The 13,070-nt window shown below is 50.1% G+C and carries 11 protein-coding genes; 7 read left to right on the forward strand and 4 right to left on the reverse strand.

All coding sequences use genetic code 11. The features are described 5' to 3' along the window. Positions 1-40: 40 nt before the first annotated feature. Positions 41-976, reverse strand: a complete 936-nt coding sequence (locus tag GM557_RS00270) for a LysR family transcriptional regulator (protein WP_155572497.1) — start codon at positions 974-976, stop codon at positions 41-43. Positions 977-1,142: 166 nt separating this feature from the next. Here GM557_RS00270 and GM557_RS00275 point away from each other — a divergent pair, with 166 nt between their 5' ends. Both GM557_RS00275 and GM557_RS00280 read left to right on the forward strand, forming a co-directional pair. Next, a complete protein-coding gene (locus GM557_RS00275) occupies positions 1,143-1,844 on the forward strand; it encodes a pirin family protein (RefSeq protein WP_155572498.1) in 702 nt (233 codons plus the stop codon). Between the two features lie 102 nt (positions 1,845-1,946). Further along, the gene (locus tag GM557_RS00280; RefSeq protein WP_155572499.1) at positions 1,947-2,612 is read left to right on the forward strand and encodes a hypothetical protein; all 666 of its coding nucleotides are present in this window, start codon (positions 1,947-1,949) and stop codon (positions 2,610-2,612) included. Between the two features lie 65 nt (positions 2,613-2,677). Here the strand turns inward: GM557_RS00280 and GM557_RS00285 are convergent, their stop codons facing one another. After that, complete coding sequence (locus tag GM557_RS00285; RefSeq protein WP_099026622.1) at positions 2,678-4,120, reverse strand: catalase; 1,443 nt, start codon at positions 4,118-4,120, stop codon at positions 2,678-2,680. Between the two features lie 283 nt (positions 4,121-4,403). Next, positions 4,404-5,492, reverse strand: coding sequence for a CorA family divalent cation transporter (locus tag GM557_RS00290; RefSeq protein WP_155572500.1), 1,089 nt, complete (start codon positions 5,490-5,492; stop codon positions 4,404-4,406). A 236-nt stretch (positions 5,493-5,728) separates the two neighbouring features. Between GM557_RS00290 and ahcY the strand changes: the two genes are divergently transcribed. Beyond that, positions 5,729-7,027, forward strand: coding sequence for an adenosylhomocysteinase (gene ahcY, locus GM557_RS00295; RefSeq protein ID WP_155572501.1), 1,299 nt, complete (start codon positions 5,729-5,731; stop codon positions 7,025-7,027). A gap of 96 nt (positions 7,028-7,123) precedes the next feature. Further along, positions 7,124-7,498 (forward strand): DUF3597 domain-containing protein, encoded by a 375-nt coding sequence (locus tag GM557_RS00300; protein ID WP_155572502.1) that lies wholly within the window; start codon positions 7,124-7,126, stop codon positions 7,496-7,498. 92 nt (positions 7,499-7,590) lie between these two features. On the opposite strand, the gene sucB is transcribed toward GM557_RS00300, so the two are convergent. Next, positions 7,591-8,700, reverse strand: coding sequence for a dihydrolipoyllysine-residue succinyltransferase (gene sucB, locus GM557_RS00305; RefSeq protein ID WP_370513394.1), 1,110 nt, complete (start codon positions 8,698-8,700; stop codon positions 7,591-7,593). A 151-nt stretch (positions 8,701-8,851) separates the two neighbouring features. On the opposite strand from sucB, the gene GM557_RS00310 reads away from it, so the two are divergent. From GM557_RS00310 to rho, 3 genes are all read left to right on the forward strand, one after another. Further along, positions 8,852-9,484: a gluconate 2-dehydrogenase subunit 3 family protein gene (locus tag GM557_RS00310; RefSeq protein ID WP_155572503.1), complete on the forward strand. Its 633-nt coding sequence runs from the start codon at positions 8,852-8,854 to the stop codon at positions 9,482-9,484. Positions 9,485-9,903: 419 nt separating this feature from the next. Beyond that, positions 9,904-11,448 carry a GMC family oxidoreductase gene (locus tag GM557_RS00315; protein WP_230880551.1) on the forward strand — a complete coding sequence of 515 codons (1,545 nt, stop codon included), beginning with the start codon at positions 9,904-9,906 and terminating at the stop codon, positions 11,446-11,448. A gap of 279 nt (positions 11,449-11,727) precedes the next feature. Further along, positions 11,728-13,038: a transcription termination factor Rho gene (gene rho / locus GM557_RS00320; RefSeq protein WP_099026616.1), complete on the forward strand. Its 1,311-nt coding sequence runs from the start codon at positions 11,728-11,730 to the stop codon at positions 13,036-13,038. The last annotated feature ends 32 nt before the right edge of the window (positions 13,039-13,070 follow it).

The following is a 13,070-nucleotide window of genomic DNA, read 5'->3' on the forward strand; positions in this document are numbered from 1 at the left end:
GATCATGAGGCGCATAGAACAAAAATAGAAAGGGAGCTTTTCACGTTTCTATAGCCTTACCCTTCCGCCATGCAGGAGCTTCAAAATGGCGTATGAGATGCTCCATCAACAACGTAACGCGTTGTGGGCGCAAAGCCCGCCCCGTTGTGACAAGATACAACCCTACATCCTCCACATGCCAACCGGGGAGAAGCCCCACCAATCGCCCTGCCTCCAGCGCGTCACTTACTAAAAACTCTGGTAAAAGACTAAAGCCTAACCCCGCTTCTAAAGCCGGAAGAAAACCCTCTACATTATCTGATTGAAGGCGCGCCTTTTGGGAAAGCATATAAACCTCCCCTTTATGCACCCCCTCCCCCATAAGGCGAATCATCCCCGGTGCCACACCATTGCTATAAATAAAGCTCTTTTGGCCTTCTAAATCCCGTGGGTGTGTTATCCCCCCTAAAGAGGCCGCATAGGAAGGGGCTGCAACAAGCAACCGCCGCACGGTACACAACTTCCGCGCAGTTAGTGCGGAATCAGCTAGCCGCGTAATACGAATTACAAGGTCATAACCTTCGGCAATCAGATCCACAAAAGAATCACTAAAATTAACCATAAGGTCAATCTCTGGATAATTTTCCAAAAATGAAGGGAGAATAGGCGAGATATGCCGAATACCGAAAATCGTAGGGGCTGCTATTTTAATAAGACCAGAAGGCTGAACCTTCCCCCCACGCGCCTCAGCCTCTGCTAGCTCCGCTTCTAAAAAGATACGATTTGCCCGCTCCAACACCATATGCCCAGCTTGTGTGATGGACATATGCCGAGAATTACGGCTGAATAACGACACACCTAAAGACTGCTCTAAACGACTCACCGCTTTAGAGACAGTCGGCGGGGAGAGTTGCAGTTCCTTCGCTGCCTGCGAGAAAGAGCCATATTCAGCCACTTTGGCAAAAATAGCCCATGCTTCAAAGTCTGGTAATTTCATGGCGTCTCATAGCCTCCCGATAAGGAAGTTAATTTTATATTAACAAAATGGTGCAAAATTAAGACGATGATAGTTTTAGAACAAATAGCTTTCTTTTCTTTCTATACACTATCTATCTCTTAGATTTTAGACTCCTCCTATCACCTTATGAAGGAGTTCTTCTATCATGATAGACATCCGTCCCTTTGCAACATTGGGCCATGCGCATCATGGGTGGCTGGACGCTCATCATCATTTTTCCTTTGCTCATTATATGGACCCTAAGCGTATGAATTGGGGCCATCTCCGCGTATGGAATGATGATATCATCGCCCCCGGTACAGGGTTTGACACCCACCCTCATCGGGATATGGAAATCATCACCTATGTGCGTGAAGGGGCTATTACCCATAAAGATAGCCTCGGCAATAGCGGGCGGACGGAAGCTGGTGATGTACAAGTGATGTCTGCTGGGACGGGGATATTCCACAGCGAATATAATCTTGAGGCCATCCCTACCAAAATATTCCAAATATGGATCATCCCCACATCCAAAGGTCATGCGCCCTCCTGGGGGACGCGTCATTTTCCCAAAAATGACCAAACAAGCCAAATGAGCATCCTCGCCTCCGGCTATGCTGAGGACGAGGGGGCTTTACCTATCCACGCAGATGCCCGTGTGGTTGGCTTCAATTTACAAAAAGGTCACGATATCCGCTATCAATTAGGGAAAGACCGGCTGGGCTATCTCGTCCCCGCTAAGGGCAGCCTCCTCCTTAATGGGCAAAGCATCACATCCCGCGCTGGGGCCGCCATCGCCCAACAAGAAGCTCTAACACTAAAAGCCCTAGAGGATACGGAAGTGGTTTTAGTCGATGTAACAGCCTAACCCCAAACCTACCGGGGTGCAATTTTATGGTTTCAACTAGAATGTTTCCCGTGAAACCTATATGCCACCTATATGCCTATGAGACACCCCGGTAGGATTTTTATGCCTCTTTCTTCCCCTTTTGAGCATATGACAGCAGCAAACGCCCATCATCTCTGGCTATTAGATGCAACAGGCCAAATGATGAGCCATGATAGCCTTGCTGATGCAATTATCCTCCAACCCTTTACAGCACATCAGCTCCCCGGCCTTGCCCTTTATCTAAAGGCTCCTCTCACCTCTTATGAGGATAACCCCCCTCTCAAGGCACGGTTTCATAAACGCATCTCCCTCCCCTTCCCTCTGCCAGAGAGTGACATCATCCCCACATCACGCGGTTTGATAACCCTCCGCAATGCAGAAACAAACCGTCATTGGCTTACCTTTAGGTCGGAGGATAATACGCTTGATTTCACTGCCGAGAGCCAAGATGAAGCAAGCTCTTTCCTCCCCTTAACACTAGAGGGCTATAAAGGGCTTGCACGCCTCATCGACCAAAACCACGCTGAACTCCGCGCGTTAAATCAGCATGTTATTGGCCCAGCTCATGTTTCATCAGAGGTGCCCTTCCATCTCCATATTGGAGAGATTGACGTCCCCCTCCCTGAAAATCTTTCTGAATTAACACGCCTTGGGCAACTCCCCGCCGGACAACAAGATGTCATCACCCTACAACATGGTGATGATCCCTCCCTTGCCTCTACCTTCATCATCCATATCAACACATAAAAAAGCCCTCTGCGCCTATAACGCAGAGGGCTTTTCCTTAGTTTAGCGTAGATGCTTAAACCAGCTTAGCAGCCTTTTAGAGCCTTACGGACCCCTTCGGCATAGGCAGGGTCAACCTTCTCAAACAAAGCAAGCTGACGGTCGATGATATTTTGCGGCACACCAGCCATAGCCCCTGCGATATTGTTGAACAGACGCTGCTTCTGCCCTGCATCAAACAGATGGAACAAAGCACGCGGCTGAGCGAAGTCGTCACCATCCTTACGATGCTCGTAATAGGTGGCATCCCCACTAACACGCAGCGGCGGCTCCATCGCTGCTAAATCCTCTACCGGGCCACCAAAGGAGTTTGGCTCATAATAATCGCCATCGCCACGCTTTGGCACATCATGAAGCATCGGCCCATCAAGATGATAATTCTTCACCTTGATTTTAGGACGGTTAATCGGCAATGCCTCATAATGCGTCCCAACACGGTAGCGATGCGCATCTGCATAGGCGAAGATACGCCCCTGCAACATACGGTCAGGAGAGAAACCAATACCCGGCACAATATTGGATGGAGAGAACGAAGCCTGCTCAACCTCAGCGAAGTAATTCTCTGGGTTGCGGTTAAGCTCTAGCTCACCAACCTCAATCAACGGATAATCCTTATGAGACCAAACCTTGGTTACATCAAACGGATTAAAGTTGACGCGCTCGGCTTCTTCTTCTTCCATTACCTGGATATAGAACGTCCATTTGGGGAAGTTCCCCTTCTCGATGTTCTCATACAGGTCTTCTTGTGTGGATTCACGGGTCTTAGCAACAACCTCGGCCGCTTCCTCAGTTGTGTAGAACTCATGACCTTGCTGGGTCTTGAAGTGGAACTTCACCCAGAAGCGCTCACCTTTCGCATTCCACATGGAGTAGGTATGGCTGCCATACCCGTTCATGTTACGGATGCCTTTAGGGATACCACGATCAGACATCAGGATAGTGACCTGATGCAAGCTCTCTGGGCTAAGAGACCAGAAGTCCCACATCGCCGTAGCAGAACGCAGATTAGTGCGTGGATGACGCTTTTGCGTATGGATGAAGTCCGGGAACTTGATCGGATCACGGATGAAGAAGACCGGCGTGTTATTACCCACCAAATCCCAGTTACCGTCATCGGTGTAGAACTTCAACGCCCAACCGCGCACGTCACGTTCAGCATCGGCAGCCCCGCGCTCACCAGCAACGGTGGAAGCCCGCAAGAACATCTCCGTCTTCTTCCCAACCTTGGAGAAAAGAGACGCACATGTATATTTCGTGATGTCCTTTGTGACAGTCAATGTCCCATGGGCACCAACACCCTTAGCATGGACAGTACGCTCTGGGATACGCTCACGGTTCTGGTGAGCCAGCTTTTCAATTAGCTGATAATTCTCCAGCAGCAACGGACCACGAGGACCAGCAGATTTACTGTCCTGATTGCTCACCCAAGGGGCACCGGCTGTTGTACGAATGATGTTTTTATCAGACATTTAAAGGACTCCTTCCTTACTATCTGATGTCAGAAAATAGGTAGTACCTACGCGAAAAGGAAGATGATTAATCCTGTTTCTCTAATAAACAGTTCCAATCCACTCCGGTATTAACCTTCAATGGGGGAGGATAAGCAGGTTTGCGGATGCTGTCCATCCCCTTTTTCTTTAAAAGAATGACATAATCGTCTCTCATAATTAGTACCGATATAAGACTGTAAGTATTTATTATGATAATAATTTGCAACAACGCTCTGTGCTACTGTTTCCTTCCTTTATTTGTCTAAAAAAGCCGTGCCATCTTCATAAAGATGAAGGTCACAATCATGGCCGCGACACACAACCCTCCCGCAAAGATGGTGCCTAACCCGCCAGAGGCTAGGAACATACCGCCGGTATTCATCCCAAAGAAGCCCGTTACTAATGTGGCAGGGAGCATAAGGGTCGTCACAATAGAGACAATGCATAGGCGGCGGTTTGTTTCTTCAGCTTGGCTAGAGGCAAGCTCATCTTGCAGCGAACGCGCGCGGTCTTGTAAAGCGATGAGGTCATCCAACGCAGCATGAATCTGTCGCTCGGCACGGTCACGCAAATCATCCTCCGCCCAATCGGGGAGGTCGAGATCTTCATCACGCAATACACGGTCAATCGGCATGACAACGCGCCGCAGCTCTGTCGCACGGCGGCGCACTTTACCTACAATCCCACCAAGATGCCCAAGGTCGGAGCCATGCTCAATAGCTAAGAGGACATCTTCCGCGCGGTCTAATTCATCATCAAGCTGGCCCAGTTGGCGGCGTACCGTCCCGGTAAAGTCCCTCAAAACACGGTCTATAACCCCAGCGGGATTACGCGGGACACCTTGTGTCTGCAAGGAGCGATAAGCCGAGCCTAAAACAGGGATGGGCGTGCGGCGCGTGGTGATGAGCAAATTTTGCCGCATCGCAAACCGCCATGCACAAATCTCGCGATCTTCCTCCGCTAACGCATCATCAAAAGCCGGTAAAGCCCCCCAAACCGTATCATCCGCGGCTTCCAACGCAATGCCGTAATCCGTCTCTGCTAACATCATGCCAACATCTTCTGGCATACCGGGCAAACGCCCTACATGGCTGCGTGCAGAGCGATGAACCGTATCAAAATGCAGCCAACACCATGAGTTCGCCTCTAACAACACATCATTTTCTGGGTCTTCCACAGCGGGAGATTGCAAAATACGTTGGACCTCATCGGCTTCCAACGGGGTGATGCCCTTCCCCGGCACAGCCTCAATCGCCCAAACAAGCCCTTTAATGCGTGGGACGGAATGAGCCTCCTTTAAAGCAGGGTCCAGCACTGTAAAAGAGAAAGTCGGAACAGTATTGTCGGGCATAACCACCCCCATTACAGTTTTTAACCCGGACCGAAGGCACGGCCATCCCTCCCTCTGGGAGGTATAACGCCCCTTATTTAAAAGCGCGCTTTGTTCTCTGGCACGTTGCTAAATAGGACGCAATATAGGGAGGCTTATTTTCTGCTGGAAACTCTTAACCTCCTCTCCTTCCCACCGACTATGCAAGGCTCTATAGTTATGAGGTCCAAAAACAGCAAAAAGCTGAGGAACAATAAATGAGTAAACAGGATTACAAAGTCCGCGATATGTCCCTTGCCGATTGGGGCCGTAAGGAAATCTCCATCGCAGAAGGGGAAATGCCGGGCCTGATGGCTCTGCGTGCCGAATATGGCAAAAGCCAGCCGCTTAAAGGCGCGCGGATTGCTGGCTGCCTGCATATGACCATTCAAACCGCTGTCCTTATTGAGACACTCATCGCCCTTGGGGCAACGGTCCGTTGGTCCTCTTGCAATGTCTTCTCCACCCAAGACCAAGCCGCCGCAGCCATTGCTGCAGCAAATATCCCCGTTTTCGCGTGGAAGGGGATGAATGAGGAGGAGTTCATTTGGTGTATTGAGCAGACCATCAAAGGCCCTGATGGCTGGACACCTAATATGATCCTTGATGATGGGGGGGACCTTACAACCCTCATGCACGAAAAATACCCCGACCTTCTCAAAGAGGTTCGCGGTATCTCTGAAGAAACCACAACAGGCGTGCATCGCCTTTGGGAGATGGAACGCAAAGGGCTGCTGAAAGTCCCTGCTATCAATGTTAATGATAGCGTGACGAAATCGAAGTTCGATAACCTTTATGGGTGCCGCGAGAGCTTGGTTGATGCCATCCGCCGCGGGACTGATGTTATGATGGCTGGCAAAGTCGCTGTCGTGGCTGGTTATGGTGATGTGGGTAAAGGCTCTGCCGCCTCTCTGCGGAGTGCTGGCTGCCGTGTGCTGGTCACAGAGGTAGACCCAATCTGCGCCCTTCAAGCTGCTATGGAAGGGTATGAAGTCGTCACGATGGAAAATGCCGCTCCGCGTGGGGATATTTTCGTCACCTGCACCGGTAATGAGGACATCATCACCATTGAGCATATGCGTGAGATGAAAGACCGGGCCATTGTCTGCAATATCGGGCATTTTGATAGTGAGATTCAGGTCTCTGCCCTGCGCAACCATAAATGGACCAACATTAAACCACAGGTTGATGAGATTGAGCTTGCCCCTAACCGCCGCTTAATCCTCCTCTCTGAAGGGCGTTTGGTGAATCTTGGTAATGCAACAGGTCATCCCTCTTTTGTGATGTCTGCCTCCTTTACCAACCAAACCCTTGCACAGATTGAACTTTGGAACGCTAAACCCGGCCAATATGAGGCGGGGAAAGTGTACACATTGCCAAAGATTCTTGATGAAAAAGTCGCTGCCTTGCATCTCGCAAAGGTCGGAGCCACTCTCTCTAAGATGACGCAAGCGCAAGCTGATTATATCGGTGTTTCCCCAACAGGGCCGTTTAAGCACGACCTGTACCGATATTAATCACTACTATCAGTCATGCTCCTTGCTTTCATATAAAAATGAAGGCAAAGAGCATGGCCCAACCTTTTCACTCCTATTTGAAGGAAGGACTACATCATGGGTCTTTTTAACGACATCGTCTCCAAAGTCTCGCACTTTGCCAAAAGCCTGCTTGGCACGTCCCCTGCGGAAGCCGCTGACAATGCTGCACCATCTGCCACGCCTTCTGTTGCGCAAGTCGATGTAGATGCTGTTCTAAAAGAGCTGGCTGCTAAGGCAGGACAACCTTTGAACTATAAAGAATCGATTGTTGATCTTCTCAAGCTCCTAGGGCTCGACAGCTCCTTACAGGCTCGTCAATCCCTAGCTGATGAGCTGCATTATACAGGCGATAAAAACGATACCGCCACGATGAATGTATGGCTCATTAAGCAAGTTTACACCGAGCTTGCTAACAATGGTGGCAAAATCCCCGCTGGTTGGGGCCATTGATAATCAACACCCCCTTATAACCTTACCTCTTTAACAAAACCCCCTCTATCCAATCAGAATAGAGGGGGTTTTCTGTACCAATTAGCTTAGGGTCAAATATCCAAAAGCAAACGGCGTGGGTCTTCAATCAACTCTTTTAACCGCACGAGGAAGCTTACCGCCTCACGTCCATCAACAAGCCGATGATCGTAAGAGAGGGCCACATACATCATAGGCCGGATGACCACCTGCCCATTGCGGGCAACAGGCCGCTCCTGAATTGCATGCATACCCAACACCCCAGATTGCGGGGCATTAAGAATGGGCGTGGAGAGCAACGAACCAAAGATTCCACCATTCGTGATGGTAAAGCTCCCCCCTTCTAACTCTTTAAGAGCAAGGCCACCTTTACGGGCCCGTTTCCCATAATCGGCAATGCGTTTCTCTAGCTCCGCAAAGCTCAACGTCTCTGCATGACGCAGAACAGGCACCACCAAGCCGCGCTCTGTTCCCACAGCAATGCCAAGATTAACATGATCCCGATAGACAATCTCTTGGCCGTCAATCTGTGCATTTAGGATAGGATAATCCTTTAAAGCCCCTATAACAGCGCGAGCAAAAAAGGACATAAAGCCCAATCGGGCACCTTCATGCTTCTTCTCAAACAAATCCCGATATTGAGCGCGCAATTCCTTCACCGCGCTCATATCAACCTCATTAAAGGTTGTAAGAATAGCCGCGTTATTTTGCGCCGCCTTTAAATTACGGGCGATGGTTTGGCGAAGGCGGCTCATCGGTACGCGCCGTTCTCCTTCATTCCCCTCAGCCACATGCTCTATGAAAGGTTCTTTCTCTTGCCTATCATCTTTCACAGATACAGCCTCTTGAGGGGCGGGAGAGGCCGGTGGGGCATCATCAACCACCGCAAGCGCAGGCTCTGGGGCGTGTTCATCCACCGTCTCTTTTGGAGCAACGCGCGGCGGTGGTGCTGTCTCATCAATAAGAGCAACAACCTGCCCAACATCAGCATCAATGCCCTCAGCAAGGTCATATGTTAATTGCCCTGCCGCTGGTGCGGGGACATCTAGGGTCACTTTATCCGTCTCTAGTTCTAAAATCGTTTCCCCAGCCTGTACATATGTACCAGACTGCTTGAGCCAACGTGCCACGGTTGCCTGATTTAGGCTCTCCCCAAGCACAGGGACTTTAATTTCAACCGTCACCTTATGTCTCCTGCTTTTTTAGAACTTGAAAAACGGGTTTTACCCCCCACTTGCCAGAAAAGGCCTCGCATTTCATTCCCTTATATCTCCTGATGAGACAATAGGGTAAAGCCTTCTCTTACTTTTTTCATCTTTCTTATAGGAAAAGACCATGCCACGCACACCCCCTGATTTCCTTCAATCAGACCATATATCAGCCCGCACGCGCTCTGCGCTGTTACAACGTATGGAGGATGAACAAGGCAAGAGAGAGCATCTCTCTGCATCATCTTTCGATTGTTTAGAGCAAGTTTGCGATGATATTTTGCCACAAAGCTCTCTGCTTGGTGATGTTCACCTTAACCTTGCTGTTATGATTGATAAAACCCTCGCCGGGCCGGGTGATGGGTGGCGTTTTGCCGACCTCCCAACTGACTTAAAAGCTTGGGAGATGGGCCTAGCTTCTCTTAATGATTACGCTCAGCATCTTTTTAGCACCTCTTATACAGCCTTAAAGGCTGAAGATCGTGGCTCTCTGCTTGATGATGCTTTTGCAGGCACATTACCAGCTTGCTCTTCCGCTGCTTTTTCCCCTGCCCAGATGGCTTTGTGGAGTGGGGATATGCGCACGGCGATTGTATCGTCTTTTCTGGCGCATCCTATAGCGCAAGATAAGCTTGGTATTTCTGCCAATATGACCGGTGGAGATAAGGAAATACAAGGATTTTCGGCTCATAGCTTAGAGCAAAAAGAAGCGTTTGAGCCTGAAAATGAACGCCGTTTTTTGAATCGGAATCATCCATAAAACATGGTGGGATAAAGGGCTATATGTGAGAGAAAAGTTCCATCCGTAGAGGGTTCAGCTTTAAAGCGAAAATGACGTGAAATCATAGCGTGCGTGAGAAGAAAGACCGACAACACAACATTTTAATTTATAAAATTATAAATTGATGATGTGGTTAAACCCTGTGAAAACTGGGGTACCCGGCTTTCTAAAAATGTACCCCAGCTTACTCACACTGTGTACAACTTCATTGAGCAAGAAGACTCAAGGCCTCCAGGATGTTATCCTTCTTTTTCCACAATGGGCCTGTGTACAATCCCCTTTTTATAAGGGGGTACAGTACCGTCCCCAGTACTCGGTACCTCTCTCATAAAAGCCCGTACAATCCCCATGTACCCCAACCTAAACCACTTTATCCATAAGGTGATGGACATAGTTTGATGACGCAGAACATGATGAATGATGTTTCACAACAAATTGCTGATGTTGTTGTTATCGGTACAGGGGCCGGTGGTGCCCCTCTTATAGCGCGGCTGGCCCAAGCAGGGCGAAAGGTCGTAGCGTTGGAAGCAGGACCGGCTTTTCAAGCGCGGTCCCATACGCCTGATGAGCCAACCGCGCAGGAGCTTTATTGGCTGCATGAGCGGCTCTCCGGTGGGAAGACCCCACAAGCCTTTGGTGGCAATAATAGCGGGACGGGCCTTGGGGGCTCTTTGCTTCATTACGGGGCATTTTTACCACGAATGGATAAGCGGGAGTTTCATCTCCATAGTGAGACCGGCCAAGGGGTTGATTGGCCCTTCGGTGCTGAGGAGATTCAACCTTATATAGAGGAGGTTGAACGTTTTATCGGGGTTAGCGGCCCAGCGCATTATCCGTGGGATGAAAGCCGCCATTATGCCTATCCTCCTTTGGCCCCTAATGCAGCAGCCCTTAAAATGCGGAAAGCGTGCGATAATGTAGGGTTACGCCATGCGGATGGGCCTGTAGCTGTGATTTCGCAAGGGCGTGAGCAGCCTCATTTTGGTCATCGTGAAGGGTGTGTTAATTGCGGGGCCTGCCATCAAGGTTGCCGCAATGGGGCGAAATCAGGTGTTGATAATACCTATCTACCGCTAGCTTGCGCTCATGGGGCGGAGCTGCGTCCCGGCTGTATGGCAACAGCTTTTGAGCGTGATAGTCAGGGGCGGATTACAGCTGTCATTTATGTAAAAGATGGGCGAGAAGAACGGCAAAAATGTAAGGCTGTTGTTCTTGCCGCTGGGGCGGTGGAGACGGCTCGCTTATTACTGCATAATGGTCTGGCCAATAGCTCCGGCCAAGTGGGGCGGAATTACATGACACATGTCTCCACCCAAGTGTGGGGCGTGTTTGATGAGGAAATCCGGCCGAATAAAGGATACCCATCCCTTACGATTACTGAGGATATGCTCCGGCCTAAGGATGCGGATTTTGCGGGGGGCTATTTGCTACAATCCCTCGGTATGATGCCTCTGACATGGGCGGCAAATCTTGTGCGTGCTGATGGGCGGCGTGGTAAAGCTTTAAGCCAAACTTTGGCCGCCTATAATTATAGTGCCGGTATCGGGATGCACGGGGAGAGCCTCCCACGGGAGGAAAACCGCGTAACCCTCTCGGAGGAGAAAGATGCTTTTGGCCTGCCAAAACCGCGCATTGATTATAGTTATGGCCCTAATGAGGAGGCCATGCACCGCCATGCTACCCGTCTGATGGTGAAGATGTGGGAGTCGATCGGGGCGAAGGATATACGGGTTATTAGCCGTGCTGCCCATATGATTGGCACATGCCGTATGGGTAAAGATGCAGGCTCTGCGGTGGTTAATCCCTATGGCCGTAGTTTTGATATTGAGAATCTATGGATAAGCGATCACTCTACCTTCCCTAGCTCTGGGGCGGCTAATCCTGCTTTGACCATTATGGCACTTTCCTTACGAACAGCGGATGCGCTGCTAAAGGTTGTGTAAGTATGATGATGTTAAGTGAGAGGGGGCGTCTTGACAGTATCGGCTCCTTTCACTTAATGAGGGGTCGAACCTTATGGAGGCGGCGTCCTGCCCAGCCTGCCGGGTCATTCCCTTCGCACCGGAAGGCAGTTTTGCCAGTCTTTCTTTAGAGAAACGTCATTTTGCTTGTCTCTATTGATTGGTAGTATTTGGGGGCCTTTATCAGCCCTTAGTCTGGACTTCCGTTTTCTTTCCTATTTTCACCCTTCGTGAGAGGGGCTTACCAAGGCGCATCATTTCATGCATCTCGCCGAATTGAAGAAGAAATCTCCCGCTGATCTATTGGCTTTTGCTGAAGAATTGGAGGTTGAGAATGCCTCATCCCTGCGGAAGCAGGATATGATGTTCGCTATTCTCAAAACTCTTGCCGAGCGTGAACAGGCTATTTACGGCGAGGGCACTCTTGAGATTTTGCCGGATGGTTTTGGCTTCCTTCGTAGCCCAGAGGCAAACTACCTTCCCGGCCCTGATGATATTTACGTCTCCCCTGCGCAAGTGCGGCGTTTTGCCTTGCGGCCGGGTGATACGGTGGAAGGGGAAATCCGCGCCCCACGGGATGGCGAGCGTTATTTCGCCCTGCAAAATGTCAATACGATCAATTTTGAAGCTCCGGAGCAAGTTCGCACGCGGATTAATTTTGATAATCTAACACCGCTCTTTCCTGAGCGTCCTTTGCGGATGGAGACAGAGCAGCAAGATGCTGTTAATGCCGCCCCTGCCCCAGCAAAAAGCAAGGGACGGGACCGTAAAGACCAAAAAGATTATACCTCCCGCGTGATTGACCTTGTCGCTCCTATTGGGATGGGCCAGCGTGCGTTGATTGTCGCCCCCCCGCGGACGGGTAAGACGGTCATGCTGCAAAGCATTGCGGCCTCTATCTCGGCAAATCATCCTGATGTGTTCCTCATTGTTCTGCTTATTGATGAGCGACCTGAGGAAGTGACAGACATGGCCCGCTCTGTGCGTGGTGAGGTTGTGTCCTCCACCTTTGATGAACCCGCTCATCGTCATGTGCAGGTGACGGAAATGGTGTTGGAGAAAGCCAAACGTCTTGTTGAGCATAAGCGCGATGTGGTCATCTTGTTAGATTCCATCACACGTCTTGCGCGTGCCTATAACACGGTTGTGCCGTCATCTGGTAAGGTGTTGACCGGTGGTGTGGATGCTAATGCCCTCCAACGGCCTAAACGCTTCTTCGGTGCGGCGCGTAATATTGAGGAAGGCGGCTCCCTTACCATTATCGCTACAGCCTTGATTGATACAGGCTCCCGTATGGATGAGGTCATCTTCGAAGAGTTTAAGGGTACAGGTAACTCCGAGCTGATGTTGGATCGTAAATTGGCTGATAAGCGGACCTTCCCCGCTATCGACATCACCAAGTCCGGCACGCGTAAGGAGGAGCTATTGGTGGATCGTGCCTCCCTCTCCAAAATGTGGGTCCTTCGCCGTATCTTGGCTCCCATGGGCACGATGGATGCTATGGACTTCCTGCTTGATAAGCTGCGCTATAGCAAGACAAATCAGGATTTCTTCGATGCGATGAATAACTAGATTATTATAGTTAGTAAGTTGCTGCAAAAAAG

Source organism: Bombella sp. ESL0385 (assembly GCF_009725755.1).
Taxonomy (GTDB): Bacteria; Pseudomonadota; Alphaproteobacteria; order Acetobacterales; family Acetobacteraceae; genus Bombella; species Bombella pollinis.

Excerpts from the sequence above, each read along its gene's own strand:
- GM557_RS00275 (WP_155572498.1), top strand. The coding sequence starts at position 1,143 with ATGATAGACATCCGTCCCTTTGCAACATTGGGCCATGCGCATCATGGG.
- ahcY (WP_155572501.1), top strand. The coding sequence starts at position 5,729 with ATGAGTAAACAGGATTACAAAGTCCGCGATATGTCCCTTGCCGATTGG.
- GM557_RS00270 (WP_155572497.1), bottom strand. The coding sequence starts at position 976 with ATGAAATTACCAGACTTTGAAGCATGGGCTATTTTTGCCAAAGTGGCT.
- GM557_RS00315 (WP_230880551.1), top strand. The coding sequence starts at position 9,904 with ATGACGCAGAACATGATGAATGATGTTTCACAACAAATTGCTGATGTT.
- GM557_RS00285 (WP_099026622.1), bottom strand. The coding sequence starts at position 4,120 with ATGTCTGATAAAAACATCATTCGTACAACAGCCGGTGCCCCTTGGGTG.
- GM557_RS00310 (WP_155572503.1), top strand. The coding sequence starts at position 8,852 with ATGCCACGCACACCCCCTGATTTCCTTCAATCAGACCATATATCAGCC.
- GM557_RS00280 (WP_155572499.1), top strand. The coding sequence starts at position 1,947 with ATGCCTCTTTCTTCCCCTTTTGAGCATATGACAGCAGCAAACGCCCAT.
- GM557_RS00290 (WP_155572500.1), bottom strand. The coding sequence starts at position 5,492 with ATGCCCGACAATACTGTTCCGACTTTCTCTTTTACAGTGCTGGACCCT.
- rho (WP_099026616.1), top strand. The coding sequence starts at position 11,728 with ATGCATCTCGCCGAATTGAAGAAGAAATCTCCCGCTGATCTATTGGCT.
- GM557_RS00300 (WP_155572502.1), top strand. The coding sequence starts at position 7,124 with ATGGGTCTTTTTAACGACATCGTCTCCAAAGTCTCGCACTTTGCCAAA.